The 19,228-nt window shown below is 29.6% G+C and carries 12 protein-coding genes; 9 read left to right on the top strand and 3 right to left on the bottom strand.

The features are described from left to right. Window positions 1–46 precede the first annotated feature (46 nt). Both F3K33_RS06610 and F3K33_RS06615 read left to right on the top strand, forming a co-directional pair. A complete protein-coding gene (locus F3K33_RS06610) occupies window positions 47–2,140 on the top strand; it encodes a beta-galactosidase (protein WP_039772230.1) in 2,094 nt (697 codons plus the stop codon). Between the two features lie 327 nt (window positions 2,141–2,467). Next, window positions 2,468–3,400: a ketopantoate reductase family protein gene (locus F3K33_RS06615; RefSeq protein WP_011968569.1), complete on the top strand. Its 933-nt coding sequence runs from the start codon at window positions 2,468–2,470 to the stop codon at window positions 3,398–3,400. A 422-nt stretch (window positions 3,401–3,822) separates the two neighbouring features. On the opposite strand, the gene F3K33_RS06620 is transcribed toward F3K33_RS06615, so the two are convergent. Next, window positions 3,823–5,613, bottom strand: coding sequence for a cache domain-containing sensor histidine kinase (locus tag F3K33_RS06620; RefSeq protein ID WP_039772228.1), 1,791 nt, complete (start codon window positions 5,611–5,613; stop codon window positions 3,823–3,825). A gap of 30 nt (window positions 5,614–5,643) precedes the next feature. Continuing rightward, a complete protein-coding gene (locus tag F3K33_RS06625; RefSeq protein ID WP_039772226.1) occupies window positions 5,644–7,197 on the bottom strand; it encodes a response regulator transcription factor in 1,554 nt (517 codons plus the stop codon). Window positions 7,198–7,596: 399 nt separating this feature from the next. Between F3K33_RS06625 and lacZ the strand changes: the two genes are divergently transcribed. Then, window positions 7,597–10,623, top strand: coding sequence for a beta-galactosidase, LacZ type (gene lacZ / locus F3K33_RS06630; protein ID WP_039772224.1), 3,027 nt, complete (start codon window positions 7,597–7,599; stop codon window positions 10,621–10,623). A 167-nt stretch (window positions 10,624–10,790) separates the two neighbouring features. Here the strand turns inward: lacZ and F3K33_RS06635 are convergent, their stop codons facing one another. After that, entirely contained in the window at window positions 10,791–11,270 is a 480-nt protein-coding gene (locus F3K33_RS06635; RefSeq protein WP_026889258.1) for an S-ribosylhomocysteine lyase, read from the bottom strand. A 330-nt stretch (window positions 11,271–11,600) separates the two neighbouring features. On the opposite strand from F3K33_RS06635, the gene F3K33_RS06640 reads away from it, so the two are divergent. From F3K33_RS06640 to F3K33_RS06665, 6 genes are all read left to right on the top strand, one after another. Beyond that, window positions 11,601–12,188 carry an acyl carrier protein phosphodiesterase gene (locus F3K33_RS06640; RefSeq protein ID WP_039772220.1) on the top strand — a complete coding sequence of 196 codons (588 nt, stop codon included), beginning with the start codon at window positions 11,601–11,603 and terminating at the stop codon, window positions 12,186–12,188. A 332-nt stretch (window positions 12,189–12,520) separates the two neighbouring features. Beyond that, a complete protein-coding gene (locus F3K33_RS06645; protein WP_011968575.1) occupies window positions 12,521–14,443 on the top strand; it encodes an OPT/YSL family transporter in 1,923 nt (640 codons plus the stop codon). Then, window positions 14,430–14,786, top strand: coding sequence for a PqqD family protein (locus tag F3K33_RS06650; protein ID WP_011968576.1), 357 nt, complete (start codon window positions 14,430–14,432; stop codon window positions 14,784–14,786). The genes F3K33_RS06645 and F3K33_RS06650 overlap by 14 nt, the downstream gene beginning before the upstream one ends. 637 nt (window positions 14,787–15,423) lie before the next feature. After that, entirely contained in the window at window positions 15,424–16,716 is a 1,293-nt protein-coding gene (locus tag F3K33_RS06655) for a lactate racemase domain-containing protein (protein WP_011968577.1), read from the top strand. Between the two features lie 478 nt (window positions 16,717–17,194). Next, a complete protein-coding gene (locus F3K33_RS06660) occupies window positions 17,195–18,487 on the top strand; it encodes a C40 family peptidase (RefSeq protein WP_038457272.1) in 1,293 nt (430 codons plus the stop codon). Window positions 18,488–18,852: 365 nt separating this feature from the next. After that, window positions 18,853–19,221, top strand: coding sequence for a ribosomal maturation YjgA family protein (locus F3K33_RS06665; RefSeq protein WP_039772217.1), 369 nt, complete (start codon window positions 18,853–18,855; stop codon window positions 19,219–19,221). The last annotated feature ends 7 nt before the right edge of the window (window positions 19,222–19,228 follow it).

A 19,228-nucleotide genomic window follows, 5' to 3' on the forward strand; every position in this document is an offset into this window, starting at 1 on the left:
AGAATCTGAAAAAATAAGAGTTTTATAAAATATTGGAGGGTAGCTTGTGAAGAAGGAATTTCCTGTACTTAGTAGTAAAATAAATGGATTTTTGCATGGTGGTGACTATAATCCAGATCAATGGCTAAATTATCCCGAAGTATTAAAAGAAGATGTGAGGCTTATGAAACTTGCAAATTGCAATTGTGTATCAATAAACATATTTGGCTGGAGTTCAATAGAGCCGGAAGAAGGGAAATATACATTTGATTGGTTAGATAAAATTATGAATGATATGGAAGAAAACAATATTCATGTAATTTTATCGACGCCAAGTGGTGCAAGACCTGCATGGATGTCAGAAAAATATCCAGAGGTCTTAAGAGTAAATAGCGATAGAAGTAAAAATCTTCATGGTCAGAGACACAATCATTGCTTTACTTCACCTGTTTATAGAAAAAGAACATATGAAATAAATAAAATTCTTGCTGAGAGATATAAAGATCATCCAGCGCTTATTATGTGGCATGTTTCTAACGAATATGGAGGAGAATGTCACTGTGATCTCTGCCAAGATGCTTTTAGAGAATGGCTTAAAAGAAAGTACGATAATAATTTAGATAAATTAAATGAGGCTTGGTGGACTGGTTTCTGGAGTCATAGATTTAACAGTTGGTCACAAATCGAAAGTCCGTCTGAAAAGGGTGAGATGTTTGTTCATGGACATAATTTAGATTGGAAGCGGTTCGTTACAGATCAGACAATAGATTTTTATAAAAATGAAATTGCCCCCATAAGAGAAATAACACCTAACATACCTGTAACAGCTAATTTCATGGGTAATTATCCACGTATGGGCTTGTTCACAGGTTTAGATTATTGGAAGTTTGCAAAAGAAGTGGATGTAGTTACATGGGATAACTATCCTGCATGGCATAACGATTTTGAAAGTACTGAAGATCTTGCAGCTAATGTTAGTTTTGTGCATGATATATATAGGTCGTTAAAAGGTGGACATCCGTTTTTAATAATGGAAAGTACTCCGAGTCTAGTAAATTGGCATGATACTAATAAATTAAAGCGCCCTGGAATGCATTTATTATCATCAATGCAAGGTGTGGCTCATGGAGCAGATTCTGTTCTGTATTTCCAATGGAGAAAAGGAAGAGGAGCTTCGGAAAAATTCCATGGTGCTGTTGTAGGTCACTGTGGCCATGAGAATACAAGAGTATTTAGAGAAGTTACAGAAGTTGGAGAAGTCTTAAAAAAGATTAAAGAAATCCAAGGGTCAATTAAAGAATCAGAAGTGGCCATAATATTTGATGTTGAAAACTTATGGGCTATCGATGATGCACAGGGATTAAAAAAATATAGAAAGGGCTATGAAGAAAGCTGTCAAGCAGCTTATAAAGTATTTTGGGAAAATGGAATTTCAGTAGATATTATTAATATGGATTGTGATATATCAGATTATAAACTTGTAATAGCACCAATGCTATATATGATAAGACCAAATGTTGCAGAAAGAATTAATGAATTTGTAAAGACAGGCGGAACTTTTGTAACTACTTATTTTAGCGGAATGGTGGATGAAAATGATCTTTGCTTCTTAGGAGGATTTCCAGGACCACTTCGAGAAGTAACTGGAATTTGGTCAGAAGAAATAGATTCACTATATGATAATGAAGTGAATTATATAGAATTTAAAAATGATAAAATTAAAGAATTAAAGAGCCAATATGAAGTAAAAGATTACTGTGACTTAATCCATGTAGAAACTGCAGAAGTTCTTGGAGTATATAAAGAAGATTTTTATGCGGATATGCCTGCGTTAACAGTTAATAACTATGGAGATGGAAGAGCATATTATATTTCAGCAAGAACGGGAGCAGATTTTAACAATGATTTTTATTCAAAGCTTTTTAAGGATTTAAATATTAAGAGTGTTATAGAGGGAAAATTGCCACAAGGTGTTACAGCTCAAATGCGTTCCAATAAAAATAATAAGTATACTTTCATTATGAATTTCACTGAAGAAGAAAAAAAGGTGGATTTAGGAGAAGAAATATATTTTGATATGCTTTCTGGAGAAGAAATCAGTGGAAAGATCATATTAGGTAAGTATGGTCTAAAAATACTAAAGCAAATTAATTGTAATTAATTATTAGAATGAGAAAAATTCTTTATGTATATATGTTGCAATAATAAATTCACATTTAAAATTCTAGTAAGACAAGTGTTTAGTTAAGGATAGAATGTAGAAATTAAATTTCGATATATATGTTAAAAAATTAATATATTACCCCCAATTAAGATAAAATCACTATAAATTAAAGGTTTGTAGTGATTTTATCTTATTTATAAGTGAGGAGAAAGAATGAAAATTAACAATGTATTAATTTAATGATATACTATAAATAAACTAAATAGGTATAAATTAGATAAAGTATTTTGAATAAATAATAAAAGGTGAAAGGATAAGTTATTTATGGATAATAGTAAAATTTGTGTTGTAGGGTTAGGTGGAGTTGGAGGATATATTGGCTGTATGCTTGCAAAGCATTTTTCTAATGTTTATTTTTTAGCAAGAGGAAAAAGATTAGAATCAATAAAAAATAATGGTTTGAAATTATACAGTAATCTTCATGGAGAATTAAACGTACATCCTAAATTAGCAAGCGATAGCGCTGATGAAATTGGAATAATGGATTATATTTTTATATGTGTTAAAAATTTTTCTTTAGAAGAAGTATGTAAACAAATAAAACCAATGATTAATGAAAATACTGTAATAATTCCATTAATGAATGGAGTTGGAGTATCTGAAAAAGTAAGAAAATTTATAAATGATGGCCAAGTTGTCGATAGTTTAATATATGTAGTTTCTGGGGCAGAAAAAGATTTTTCAATACATCATGCAAGTTCTTATTGTAAGATACATATAGGGTATGGCTTGGAAAACAATGATGAAGTAGAGAATGTATTAATTAGAATTCAAAAAATATTACAAGAAGCTGAAATTATTTGTAAAATAGAAAAAGATATAGAAGCTGCAATTTGGAGAAAATATATATTAAATTGTGCATATAACGTAATAACTGCTTATTATAACGCAACAACAGCAGAAATTATAAAAAATGATGAAGCAGTCAAGCAAACTAAAATATTACTAAAGGAATCTTGTGCCGTAGCTCGTAAATTAAAAATTAATATTTCTGATGATTTAGAAGAAGAGCACTTTTATCACTTAATGCATAACCAAGCTGGAGAATCAACAAGTTCATTAAAAAGAGATATTGAAGCAGGAAGACAAAATGAATTAGAGGTCTTTTCTGGAAAGTTAATTGAATTAGCTTTAAAATGTCAAGTAGAAGTTCCTATGAGTCAATTTTTCTATAATGAATTAAAGAAGAAAAGTTAATAATTATAAAATATGTTTTATTTATAGAAAACTATAATATGCTGCATTTGAAACTTAATATATATTCTAGAAATTTTAATTCATCAGAGATTACCTTAAACTATTAGGTGATTCAAAACAAATAATACTATAAGGAGTGAATTATATCATTTAGAACTTATATACAACATATTATAGTTTTTAAATTTTTATTCTTAAGTAAGTTATATTCAAGTTAAATCTGTGGATGTTGTGCCCATTGAGGATATAAGTTATGGAAAAGACTGATTCAGAAAGTTATGGATCATAAAGAGAATTAAGAAGAAAATATATTTGCTTGCAAAAAATGTTCTTATATTCATAATAGTTCACTATTGTAGCATAGATACTCTTTTTATAAGTGCATAGCTATCATTTCTGATATACAGATTTTTCCCACATAGTTAATTCTCTATAAATTCCTTTTGAGCAGGTATTGTTACTCTTACAGTAGTTCCTTTACCTAGTTCACTGCTGATTGAAATACCATAGTCATCTCCATATAGAAGTTTAATTCTATCATTAACATTTTGAATACCAATACTTGTGAAATGTTCATGCTTTTTAGAGGAATCATTAAGAATTTTTTTGACTTCTTCAGCTGTCATGCCTACGCCATTATCTATGATTTCACAAATTAGATTTTGATTTTGTTCATTTACAAACACATGTATAGATCCATTATTCCGTTCATTAAAGCCATGAAAAAATGCATTTTCAATGAAAGGTTGCAAAATTAATTTTGGAATTATATAGTTTTCGCGATTTGGCATTACAAAAAAATTTACATTAATATTATCTCCGTAGCGTATGTGATTAATTAAAACATAGTTATTTAAATTTTCTATTTCTTCTTGTATTGTTATCATTTCATTTTTATTACTAATAGTATTTCTAAGAAGCGATATAAATGCATCTATAGTTTGTATTGACTTTTCTGTACTGCCTTGCCACATAAGCCACTTGATTGAAGCTAAAGTATTGTAAATAAAGTGTGGATTAATTTGCATTTGCAAAGCATGTAGTTCAGCTTTTCTCTTCTCTTTTTGCATTTTTATCTGAGCATGAACATAATTATTTAAACCATCTAACATATAATTAAAGTTAGCTGATAGTTCACGAACTTCATAGCTTCCGACAACAGGAATATGATTGTTGAAATCACCGTGAATTATCTTAGGCATAACTTTAACAAGAGCTGAAATTGGTTTTGTGGTTCTTCGTATTACAAAGAAAGTAATTGCAATAAATATTGATGCAATTAATATACTTACTGCTATAATTTCAGAAGAATCATATATTTCACTTAATACTATATTTTTATCAATTGTGCCAACTATATTGAAATTGTAAGTTGATAAATGCTTTGATAATATTGCTACATCAGAAGAGCCTAATTTAGTGTTAACGTACTTTAGGTTATTATTTAAAATAACATTTGATATATTATATAAATCTAAATTCTTCGTCCCTATTTTTGAGGAAAGGCTAGAAGAAACAATAGTACCATCACTTGATATAATAGAAATACTATTTCCATTACCCACAAAATAATCATAATATTTATGAAATGTATGCTCGCTAATAAGTACATATACAAATCCATAGGGCTCTCTTGTAAGTTTATCACACAAAACTTTTATGGCCACAATGGTGCTAGAATTTTTTGTGAGCTTTGTAAAGCCATGATCTAAATATTGATATAAAACAGTATTTTTATTATCTAATGCTTTTTTAGTAAAGCTGCTATTTAAAACTTCATTAGTATCTATAATAAGGCGGTCATAATTACTTGCTGCATAAGTATTACCATTAATCCCAACAGCTAGTACAGTAATATCATAAAGATCTTTATCAGGGATCATTTTATGGAAGCCTGTAAACATATTATATAAAGTTCGATAATTCTGTTGCGGTGTAAGATCCTTTTCTGATAAATATCGCTGAAAATCTGGGATATAATCAATCGCATTCATAATATTAATAGTATTATCATTAAATGTATTGAGTTCATTGCTTATTTGCGTTAAAACTTTATAATTTGATTTGCTGAAAGTATCAGCAAGTGTATCTTTTGAAATTTTAATCGTAATAATTCCTATTGAAATAGATACTAAAATAACGCTTATAAGAACAACTGAAGCAACTCTAAAAAACAGGCTCGTAGAATGTATTGATTTTGATAATTTTATCATAATGAAAAGTCCTTTCGTTTGTTAATAATATTAATATCTTTTTTTTCTAAAAGTGCTAGGAGTGATTCCGGTGAATTTCTTGAAAACCTTACAAAAGTAACTTTGATCTGAGTAGCCAACCATTCCACTTATATCTGATATAGGAATGTCCTGTTTTAAAAAATCACAAGCTTTTTGTATTCTAATTTTATTAAGAAATTCATTAAACCCCTCTTCATTATGAGAACTAAAGTAGGCTGACAAGTATGAATAATTAAAATTAAATAGCTTAGATACATTAGTTAAAGTGAGTTGTTCGTCGTAATGGTCATGAATGTATTGAATAATTTTATTGATTATATGTGAATTTATTTTATTTTCATATGTGTCTATTATTTGTTTAAAGCGATTTAAGAGAGAGTTATAGGCCACAAGTAAGTCTTCTGAATATTTAGTGTTATCTATGTCATGAAAGCACTCTTGCTTTAAGGAATTTAACTTATATAAATCGAAATTTAAATATTCCAAAGAAGTAATTACATTATAAAAAGAATTTTGAATTAATGCTTTTAATTCAAATTCTGTAAGAGATCTTTGATCAATAGCATTTGTAACGTATATTGTTAGCATTTTGAATGCATTCTGAAATTGCATTATAGAAATTGATTCTGAAAAACGCTTAAAATTAAATTTTTCTATTGGCGATGAGCTTTTGAAGTTGGAAGAACACATTAAAGAAACATTTTTGTTGTAAAAATATTGTTGAGTTAATACTAAGAATTCCTTTTCGTATATATCTTTAATATTTCTATTAGAATAGAAGAAGTTGCTTAATACAAAAAATGCTTCTTTAAAACTATTTGAAACTATTTCTGAAATAGTTTCTAGCTTACTAAATAGAGCATTATAATTTTTATCATCAAAATTTAGAATTACAGCTATGATTTCGTTTTCAATATTAGCGACTTGTATATTATAATTGGCATTTGATCCTTCTAAAGAAAATTCCTTGCCGATTTCTGAAATTGTAAAATCAATAATTTCATGGCGTTTGCTATAATTATCATATATTTTCTTTGCGTTTAAACCAAATAAGCAAAATGATTGAAAAGTAAATATTGTATCAAAATAATTAAAGTCAGGATCATTGTCAAAACCTGATATAAGGCGATTTAAGGCGCTATTACTGAGACTTAAAGAGTCTCCTTCTAAAGTATTTCTTTTCATTTTAATTGAAATCTTTTTTAGAGTACTTAATAACTCAGAAGGATTTAGAGAAGGTTTTAAAATATAATCAACAGCACCATTTTGAAAAGATGATTTAACATATTCAAAATCGCTATAACTACTTAAGATGATAATTCTTATCTTAGGGTATTTGCCCTGTACAAATTTAGCTAATTCAATCCCATTTATTTGGGGCATTACAACATCAGAAATTATAATGTCAGGAGTATCCTTTTTTATCATTTCGAGAGCTTCTTCACCATTAGAAGCCTGTCCTATAATTTGAAAGCCTTCTTTTTCCCAATCAATCATATGAGTTATGCCTTGTCGCATAATAAACTCATCATCAACAACTAAAATTTTACTATATTCGTTCAATAGTTAGCACCTCTATTCTAAAATTACCACAAGATAGATAAATATTGTTTAATACTGATTATATCTTATAAATTAAAGGTTTTCAATTAAGTGATAAATTATTTTAGTAAAGTTTAGTAAAATATAATTGATTTTTTACTAAAAAGATAATAAAATGAAACTATAAATTTAGTTAATAGCATAAATCTAACTTCAGAAGATAGGATAAATTAAAGAGGTAATGTAATTGGTTACGAAGTAAGGTGTCCTATTAATATTAGCCCATAATTTTTTTTATTCTTACATATGTTTAAGTATTAATTAAATGTGACTTTATAAAAGAGTTACATTTAGTTAATAGGATTAACGACTTTAATTTAAAAAAGCAATAACTCTACAAGGTGAAAGTGAGGTAAGAGTATGATTAATAATAAGCCGTCATTAGATTGGCTAGAAAATCCAGAAATATTTAGAGTTAATAGAATAGATGCTCATTCCAATCATTGGTTTTATGAAAAAGTTGAGGATGTTAAATTAGAAGACGCCATGCCTCTTAAGCAAAATTTAAATGGAAAATGGAGATTTTCATATAGTGAAAATCCATCATTAAGAATTAAAGAGTTTTATAAGGATAATTTTGACGTAAGTGGATTTGATTATATTGAAGTTCCAGGTCATATTCAGATTCAAGGATATGATAAATGTCAATATATCAATACTATGTATCCTTGGGAAGGTCATGATGAATTAAGACCACCTCATATTTCAAAAACATATAATCCGGTAGGAAGCTATGTAACATTTTTTGAAGTTAAAGATGAACTTAAAAATAAGCAGACTTTTATTTCCTTTCAAGGTGTTGAAACAGCATTTTATGTATGGGTAAATGGAGAATTTGTAGGATATAGCGAAGATACATTTACACCATCAGAATTTGATATTACTGACTATTTAAGAGAGGGAGAAAATAAACTTGCAGTTGAAGTTTATAAAAGGAGTAGCGCAAGTTGGATAGAAGATCAAGATTTTTGGAGATTTTCAGGCATCTTTAGAGATGTATACTTATATGCAGTTCCAGAAACTCATGTAAATGATATATTTATAAAAACAGATTTATATGATGATTTCAAAAATGCGAAGTTAAATGCTGAACTTGAAATGATTGGAAATTCAGAAACAACAGTTGAAACATATTTAGAAGATAAAAAAGGAAATAAAATAGCTATATCTGAAAAAGTTCCGTTTTCTGATGAGTTGACTTTATATTTAGATGCGCAAAATATAAGCTTATGGAGTGCAGAAGAGCCTAACTTATACACACTTTATATTTTAGTAAAGAAAAAAAATGGTACTTTAGTTGAGGTTGTAACTCAAAAGATAGGTTTTAGGCACTTTGAAATGAAGGGTAAAATTATGTGTCTAAATGGAAAGAGAATTATCTTTAAAGGCGTAAACCGTCACGAATTTAGTGCAAGACGTGGACGCTCAATTACGAAAGAGGACATGTTGTGGGATATTAAGTTCTTGAAACAACACAATATTAATGCTGTTAGAACATCACATTATCCAAATCAAAGCTTATGGTACAGGCTTTGCGATGAATACGGAATATATTTAATAGATGAAACAAATTTAGAAAGCCATGGTTCATGGCAAAAAATGGGGCAGATTGAACCATCATGGAATGTGCCAGGAAGCCTTCCAGAATGGCAGGCAACAGTTTTAGATCGTGCATCATCAATGGTTGAAAGAGATAAAAATCATCCATCCGTCCTTATTTGGTCATGTGGTAATGAATCTTATGCAGGTGAAGATATTTATCAAATGTCGGAATACTTTAGAAAGAAAGATCCATCTCGTTTAGTTCATTATGAAGGTGTAACATGGAACAGAGAATATGAAAAAACAAGCGATATGGAAAGTAGAATGTATGCAAAAGCAGTTGACATAGAAGAATATTTAAAGAATGATCCAAAGAAACCGTTTATTAACTGTGAATATATGCATTCTATGGGTAATTCTACTGGTGGATTGATGAAATATACAGAGCTTGAAGATAAATATTTGATGTATCAAGGTGGATTCATTTGGGATTACGGCGATCAAGCGTTGTATAGAAAACTTCCAGATGGAAAGGAAGTTCTAGCTTATGGAGGAGATTTTACAGATCGTCCAACAGATTATAATTTCTCTGGGAATGGGTTGATTTATGCAGATAGAACTATATCGCCTAAAGCGCAGGAAGTTAAGTATTTATATCAAAACGTAAAATTAGAACTAGATGCAAAAGGGGTGACTATTAAGAATCAAAATCTTTTTGTTAATACTGATAAATATGATTTATACTATATCGCTGAAAGAGATGGAAAACTAATAAAAGATGGTTATATAAATGTATCTGTAGCTCCAGGCGAAGAAAAATATATAGAACTTCCAATAGGAAAGTATAATTTTCTTGAAGAAATTGTACTTACAACTTCCTTAAGATTATCACAAGCTACACTTTGGGCAGAAAAAGGATATGAAGTAGCATTTGGACAAAAGGTTATTAAAGAAAAATCAGATATGAATAATCATAATTCAGGGTCTAAAATGAAAATCATTCATGGAGATGTAAATATAGGAGTTCACGGAAAAGATTTCAAGGTTATATTCTCTAAACAAGAAGGAGGAATTGTATCCTTGAGATATAATAATAAGGAGTTTATAACGAGAACGCCAAAAACTTTCTATTGGAGAGCAACAACAGATAATGATAGAGGGAATGGATATGAATTTAGATGCAGTCAATGGCTGGCTGCTACTATGGGGCAGAAGTATGTGGATTTTTCAGTTGAGGAATTAGATGAGAAGATTACATTAGATTATACTTATCAATTGCCAACAGTGCCATCTACTAATGTTAATATAACTTATGAAGCATCTGGAGAAGGAATAATTAAAGTAAATGTTAAGTATAAAGGAGCTAGCGGATTACCTGAACTGCCTGTACTAGGAATGAATTTTAAATTATTAGCTGAGTTTAATTCATTTAGCTGGTATGGAATGGGGCCGGAAGAAAACTATATAGACAGATGTGAAGGGGCAAAACTTGGAATATATGAAAGTACACCAATAGAAAATCTATCAAGGTATTTAGTACCACAAGAATGTGGTAACAGGACAGGAACTAGATGGTTAGTAGTTAAAAATCATAAGAATGAGGGTCTTAAATTTACTTACGATAAAGCTCCATTTGAATTTAGTGTTTTACCATACAGCAACATGGAATTAGAAAACGCACTTCATATAGAAGAATTACCATATGTTAATTTTACTCATGTGAATATAATAGGTAAACAAATGGGTGTTGGAGGAGATGATAGCTGGGGAGCACCAGTATTACCTGAATTCTGCATCGATTCAAGTAAGGATTTAGAATATAGTTTTGCAATTTCTAAAATGTAATACATGCATATACCCAATAAAATGTTCTGAATTATATAACTGAGAAATATCTATTAGATAAATATCGGTTAAGAGATTCTAGAAGTATATATTTCTAAGTAAAGAAAAAATAGGATGCCCATAAAAGCATCCTATTTTTTATATCATATAAGTTTATCATAATTTCATTAATTAGGATAAACTAAATTTTTCTCGGTTATATTTAATAAGATATCGTTAAGAAATTTATTTGCCAAATATTTTGCCATTGGTAAATTCATATCTAAATAGTTTCCACAATCTTTAGCAGAAGCACCAGGAATATCTCCTTCAAATTCAGCCATAAATTTATATAGTTCTGTAAGTAGAGGAACTATATCTTTAGATTTATAATCACCATGTAAAATCAAATAAAAGCCTGTCCTACATCCCATTGGTCCAAAATAAACTGTTTTATCTGCATAATCTTTATGATTTCTTAAGAATGTAGCAGCTAAGTGCTCAATTGCATGCATTTCTGCTGTATTCATAGTTGGCTCAAAGTTTGGTCTAGTCATTCTAATATCAAAAGTCGTAAGAACTGTATCACCAAACTTATCTTGTCTTGAGACATATACACCAGGAAGTAATTCTAGGTGATTAATTGTAAAACTTGCTATCTTCTCCATTAACGTCACTCCTTAATATAATTTAGAATAAATGCTCAATAATATACTATAATAGTTACATCTATTAGAACTTTATTTAAATTTGTTTCTATTAAATTTTAACACTTGTAATTTCTATTATCAATAACATGCTTATATATTAGATAATTGTTCAGAAAACCATAAGAAGTGTTATATGAAGAAGAACTTATAATTAATAGAGAAAAATATGATACTTTTAAATGACCAAAGATCATATCAGTGATATTATCTTGGTAAAGAATGAAAAACAATAAGTTATAGAAATTATAAATTTAGAATATTATTTGTAGGAATTTGAAAGGAGAAAAAATGAATTATTTAGCACACATATATCTCGCAGATAATAGCGAAGAAAATATGTTAGGAAATTTCTTAGGGGACTTTGTAAATAAGTCTTTGGAAAATGAATTTGAACAATCAATAAGAAAAGGGATTATTATGCATAAAAAGCTTGATACCTTTACGGATTCACATCCAGACTTCCTAAGGAGTAGAAAAAGAATTTCAAAAAGTAATAGACGCTTGGCAGGTGTATTGATTGATATATTTTATGATCATTTCTTAGCTAAAAATTGGAAGGATTATTCCTCAATATCATTAGAAGAGTATGCTGATAATTTTTATAAGATACTTAGAAAGTTTTCTTACTGTCTGCCAGATAAGTTATTAAGAAGGATGAATTATATTATAGAAGAAAACTGGCTCATTTCTTACAGAGATATACATGGCATTCAAACAGCAGTTGATAGGATTGCTACAAGATTTGTCAACACAAGGCACCCATTAGTAAATCCTATAGAGGAGTTAATTAATAATTACGAAGGTCTTGAAAGTGACTTTAAATGTTTTTATCCTCATGCAATTGATTATTCAAATAAGCTTAAAATAATTCTTTAATGACGTGATTCATAGTATTTAGAGTTAACATAAAGTATACAATGTATTTAGGAAATTAAACGAATATATTGTATATTTTTTATGTTTAGAATATTATAGCTTATCATAGGAAAACATAATTCTATTGATATGCTAATCTCTAAAACTAGATGAATTAAAGTGTAATGGTCTTATATTGCTAAACTTATCTATTATGTGTGGAAATCTTCAAAAAAATTAAATATTTTGATAAAAATATTTAAAAAAATATAAATAATTGAAGAGAAAAAATATAGTATTATATGAAAATCGTGTTATAATATTGCTTGTAAAATATAAAAGGAGGTGCCCTTATGAATAATAAATTGTCCAAAGATGCATATGGCGGTGTAGCCGGCAAGAGCTATGTTCCATACATTTCTAACGGTTCGAAGTCGGGTGGAAACGTTTCAGTTTTGATAATCGGTATTATATTGGCTGTTCTATTTGCAGCATCAACGGCCTACTCGGGAATGAAATCAGGACTTACAGTTGCTGCTGGTATACCGGGATCTATAATAGGGTCTGGGTTTATAGCTGTATTTGCAAAGCAAAAAGGCATACTTGGTAAAAATTTAGTTCAAGGTATGTCAAGTGGTGGAGAATCTGTTGCTAGTGGTGTAATATTCGTATTACCAGCAATTCTTTTAATAGGCTCTAAAGTTAGTTTCATAGAAGGTTTTTCTGTTGGAGCAGCTGGAGTTTTATTTGGTATAGGAATAGCTTCTCTTGTTTACAATTACTTAATTGTTGAAGAACATGGTAAATTAATGTATCCAGAATCAATGGCTATATCTGAAACACTTGTTGCTTCAGAAGGTGCTGGAGAATCAATGAAGTTCATGGGAATTGGTTTTGGAATAGGAGGTATTATAACTGTTATAACAAGTTCATTTTTGAATTTAGTTAACAATGTTATAAGTTATGTAAATGAGTCGTTTTATAAGTGGAAATTCGAAGTTGAAGTTAATCCTCTACTATTAGGAATAGGGTTCATAGTTGGTATGGAGGTTTCTTTAACTATGTTTGCTGGAGCTATACTAGCTAACTTTGGAATTATGCCATTAATAGGTTACTTCTCAAGTCTTGGAAGAGATGGAGGATCTGTGTGGAATAATCCTAATGTTGCTATAAATGCTATGCAAGTTAAAGATATAGCTGGTAGCTATGTAAAATATATAGGGGCAGGAATGATGCTTTCTGGTGGTTTAATAGGCGCTATAAAACTTATTCCGACTATAATATCTTCTATAAAAGAAACTCTTAATGCTAAAGCTTCAAATAGTGGAAAGAGTTCATCTGTTGAAAATATGATATTACTTGGTGGTATAATATTAGGATTTGTAGGTGGTTTTGTAGCATCTAATGGTAATATAGTAATGGCAATACTTGCTTCTATTTTATCAATGTTTTTATCATTATTATTTGTTATAGTTTCTGGTCGTTTGACTGGTACTATAGGAACTTCAAATCTTCCTGTATCAGGAATGACTATAGCTTCTATAGTTATTGTGACATCATTATTTGTTGTAATGGGATGGAAGAGCCCTGAAAGCAACAAATCACTACTTTTATTTGGGACATTTATTGTTACTGCTATATCAGTAGCAGGCGGTTACTCACAATCTCAAAAGGTTACTTTTGTAATAGGTGGAGACAAAAGAGAAATGGAAAAATACTTTGCAATAGCTGGAATTCTAGGTGTTGCAGTGGTTGTTGGTACTATATTATTACTTTCAGATCAACTTGCAATTACTGGTGATAATGTTCCGTTTGCATTACCACAAGCTAATTTAATGTCTACACTAACTGCTGGAATAATGTCAGGCCAATTACCTTGGGTAATGGTAATTGCTGGTGTTGTTATGGGACTTGTTTTATTTATGTTAAACCTTCCTATAATGGCAGTTGCTATAGGATTCTATTTACCTATATCTACAACTACTATAATATTGGCAGGAGCATTGGTACGTCTATTTATAGAAAAGAATTCTAAATCTGAAAAGGAAAAAGAAGCTAAAGTTTCAAATGGTATAAGCTTATCTTCTGGACTAGTTGCTGGAGGTTCTATTCTTGGACTTATAGGGATAATATTCCAGATATCGGGTCTTGTAGGTGGAGCTGAGCCAAGTGGATTTGCAGCTTCTAATGGAATGGCATTCATATTACTAATAGTTTTAGTAATAGCAACTGCAATACCAATTCTAAAGAGTAAGGTAAAAAATGCTGGAAAATAATAAAGATGTTTTAGAATTAGTATATAAAATATCTGATGATTTAGAGTATGAAGTGGATAAAGATAATATTGTGACTATACTTTTAAAACAAGACCATAAGGTCCAAAGGTTCTTTAGAAAACTTAAATTCAGAATTCCAGAGTATAAAAAGATTACTTTAGATGAATATGGAAGCTGGATATTATTGCAGATAGATGGAAAGAAAAATGTTAAAGACATAGGAGAAAGTCTAGAAGCAAAATATGGTGATAAGGTTCATCCGCTTTATGAGAGATTATTATTATTTTTAAATCATATTGATGTTAATTGTCACTATATAGAAAAAGTGAATTTTCAAAATTAAATATGATATTTTATTATACTTGTAATAAATTATAATATATAAAGTTAAAACCATAGAGATGTATGTTTCTCCATGGTTTTAATTTTTTTCATATATCCAAGAAAGTACTAAGTAAATATTGTGAATGTTATCATGAAGTGTATGATCCATCCCTATATACTGTGACTATGCATCAATGAATAGTGGATTTTTTTATTCTCTAGGAATTTATATTCGATTCAAATCTGTGGATAACTTATGAAAAGGCTGATTAAGAATGTTGTGCTTTATAAAGAGAATAAAAAAGAAAATATATTCGCCTGCATAAAATGTTCTTATATGCAGCATAGCTGCCATTTCTTATGTGCAGATTTTTCTCACATGCGTTCGAAAAGGCAGATGCGTAAAAAAATCTCCGGCTCCACAGTCGCCTGCGATTTTGTTCTTTTAGTGATATCAAGCAATCATGTTTCTTACTTTTTGATATAAGATTAAATATATTTGAGTCTAAATAGATATGTTAGAATAAAAGGCTATTTCTAAATTCTAATTTGACTATAGTTAAAATTTGTATTATATTAAAAGTAGATGGAAAACTTTGATAAATTGGCAATAAAAATTCAAAAGCGTTAACAAATTCGTTATTGGGGGACTATAAATGAAAGAAATTAATATGAAATATGGAAGAGATAAAATGAGGGCTTTTATTGAAGAAGAAAATCTTTTGGAGATAATTGAAAGCAACGATTTTAAAAAGAGTAAGACAGAAGATGAAATTATAGCTGAGGCATTGTATAATCCCATTGACAGCGAAAGACTTAAAGATATTGTACATGAAGGTGAAAAAGTTTGTATAATAATTTCAGATATTACAAGAAGTTGGCAAAAGCCATATAAATTTTTATATAAAATCGTAGAGGAACTAAATGAAGGCGGAGTTAAAGACGAAGATATTATATTTTTATCTGCTCAGGGGACTCATAGAAAACAGACAAGAGAAGAACATGAAATACTTCTTGGAGAAAAGCTATCAAAAAGATTTGAAGTTTACGATCATGATTGCTTCGATGAAGAAAGTATGACATATCTAGGGGAGACAAGCTATGGCACTCCTGTTATGTTAAATAAAAAAGCTGTTGAATCTGATCATATAGTTATTACAGGAGCTATAGTCTATCATTTTCTTGTAGGCTGGTCAGGAGGGAAAAAATCTATACTTCCTGGTATTGCATCATTTAAAACAATATCAGCCAATCATTCACTTTCGTTAAATGATGGATTTGGAAGCGGGACAAGAGAGAGTGTGTGCTCGGGTAATATTATAGAAAACCCAGTACATGATGATATGATGCAAGCAGCAGCAATGGTGAAACCAGCATTTATGTTTAATGTAGTCATGGGACCTGATGGAAATATAGCTGGGGCGGTTGCTGGAGACTATATAACAGCTCATGAGGCAGGAAGAAAATTGGTGGATAGTATTGACGGCGTCAATATAAGAAGTAAATCAGATATAGTTATTGCAAGTGCAGGAGGGGCACCAAAAGACATAAATCTTTATCAATCAATAAAAACTTTGATAAATGCCAAAGAAGCGGTTGTAGAAGGAGGTACCATTATAGTACTTGCTGAGTGCAGTGAGGGAATTGGAGAAATTAAAGATATTAATGATATGATATTAAATTTTGACAATATGCTTGATAGAGAAAGAGATCTTAGAGAGAATTATACTATCTCAAAATATGTAGGGTACTTTTTCTGTGAAACAGGAGAAAAGTATAGGCTAATTTTGGTTTCAGAAATTGATCCTGATTTGCTAAAGAACACAAAAATTATTGTTGTTAGAACTTTGGAAGAGGCACTTAAAATTTCTTATGATAATAATCAAAATAAAAATCCTACGATTAACCTTATGCCTCATGGAGCGACTACGCTTCCCAAATTAGTTTAAAATAGTATTGGTCATAAATTATGAAGTATTTTAATGAAAGCACAACTGTTCTTTATATGGAAGTTAGTGCTTTTTTTTCTTTTATGAGACTAAAATCTAATGGATATAAATACTTTGTTAACTAGGAAAACATAAAGGTGAAAAATCAAAATAATATTAATGGAGTAGTTTTTTGAGTAATAAATTTAATAGTGAAATTATAGAAAAAGTAGTGGCGAATCAAAAAATATTCTTATTGTAAAAGTCTGCATTCTTATATAAAATATGCTAACGTATATAAAAATATTTATAAACCTCAACTTAAGTAAATGTGAATATTTTACCAAATTTTTAAGGAGAATAGAAGAATAGAGAAGAAAAACTAATTTAATGTATTATCACAGCATATATGAGGTTTGTTGACGGTTACTAAAAGTGCTATAATTATGTATAACAGGGGATGACAAAGGGGGAAAGGGTTGTAACAACCGACGGTATTATGAAAAATAAGGTTTTAGCACTTATATTAGCAACAGTAATCACTACAAGTAGTTCCATAGCTGCTTTTGCAGCACCTGATAATGCACAGTTGGATGCTTCTAGACAGAAATATGCGGAAATAGAAAATAACATAAAAGATATTGAAAATAAAATTTATGATTTAGATACTCAGATGGAGCCATTACAAGCAACTGTGGATAAAAATAAAATAGAGATAGATAATATTAATAAAATTACTGAGAAGACAAAAAAGGATATTGAGCAATACAAAAAAGACATCAATGATTTAGATCTAGCTTTAGGACAAAGAGTTAAAGTTATGTATGCATCAGGAGATTTGGAATTTAATTATTTAAATTTTGTCGTTAACTCGGATTCAACAACTGAATTTTTTTCGAGATTGCAGGCTGTTAGTAAGATTGTAGGGAAAGACAAGTCTTACATAGAAGATATCAATAACAAGAAAAATGAATTAAATGCTAAAATAAAGTCATTAGACGATAAAAAAGCTGAAATTAGCAAGCTTAACAAAGAAACACAGGATAATTTAAATCAGTTATCACAAAAAAAGAAAGAAGAAGAACAATTAGCTAATCAGGCTAAGGCAGAAAAAAGTAAATTTGATGAACAGTATTTATCACAACTTGAAAGAGACGCTGTAAAGTATCAGTTTGATATAATTGATAGTTCAAATAGTTCATCAACAGAGATTCAAGGAGCAGTTAACCAGTTAATTAGTATTAGGGATAGTCAAATTAAGAGCCCAATTGTTACTAAGGAAATCAATGATAAAATAGAAAAAGGAAAGACAGCCGCGGCTAAAAAGAAGCAAGAGGAAGATAGGATTGCTGCAGAAAGTGTAAAGCAATCAGTAGTAGCTTCAAATGTACAATCAAGCGTCAAATCAAAGAGTAGTCAGAAATCAAGTTCATCTGTAGCTGCGCCATCTGGAGGTAGTGCACAAGCAGTCCTTAATGAGGCATATAAGCATTTAGGAGCATCTTATGTATGGGGAGCAACAGGACCAAGTACATTTGATTGTTCAGGATTTACAGAATATGTTTATGAGCATGCTACAGGGATAGATATTTCAAGAACAACTTATACACAGATTGATGTTGGACGACCTGTTAGTGAGGATCAACTTCAACCTGGAGATTTAGTATTCCCTCATGCTGGACATGTTGGAATATATGTTGGAAATGGACAAATGATTCATGCACCACAAACAGGTGATGTTGTCAAGGTTGGTCCAGTATATAACTTTTACGCAGCAAGAAGAATACTTTAAAGCAGTTTTTATATGAGGTTAAAGTATAATGAAAAATATAAATTAATTTAGAATACATGATAAGGATAGAGATTTGGTGCTTCTATCCTTATTATTTTTTATTCTTTAGGAAAGTATAGTGTAGTAAAATCTGTGGACGATGTACTCAGTTAGGGCATAATTCTTCAAACAGACTAATTGATTCGGCCTATGATTTTAAAAGAATAAAAAATACTGCCAGACTTTTCTTAAATACGCTCGCAAAGGAAGATGCATAAAAGGTCGCCAGATCCAAAGTCTCTGCAATTTTGTTCTGCTGATATGTATTATTGGAATAAATGCTTAAAAGTTATAAATTTAAGTTAGATTAATGGGAGGGGATTGATATGAGAGTAAACTACAAATATTTATACATTTTCATAATTTTATTTTTAATAGAAGTATATATTGGAGCTTTTATACATGATAATATAATTAGACCTTTTATTGGAGATGTATTAGTTGTATGCTTAATTTATTTTTTTATAGGAGTGTTTACTAAGAAGGTTTCACCAATATATGTTTTCATATTTGCTTGCTTAATTGAGATAGGCCAGTATTTTAATTTGGTTTCTCTTTTGCACATGGAAGATTTTAAAATGGCTAAAATAATTATTGGATCAACTTTTGATTTTTGTGATATCATTTCATACTTAATAGGAACAATTCTTATATTTATATATAAAGCTATAGAAAAAAGAAATTGCAGAAATTAACTAAAGA

Origin of the sequence: Clostridium beijerinckii (genome assembly GCF_008705175.1) — a bacterium.
Classification (GTDB): domain Bacteria; phylum Bacillota; class Clostridia; order Clostridiales; family Clostridiaceae; genus Clostridium; species Clostridium beijerinckii.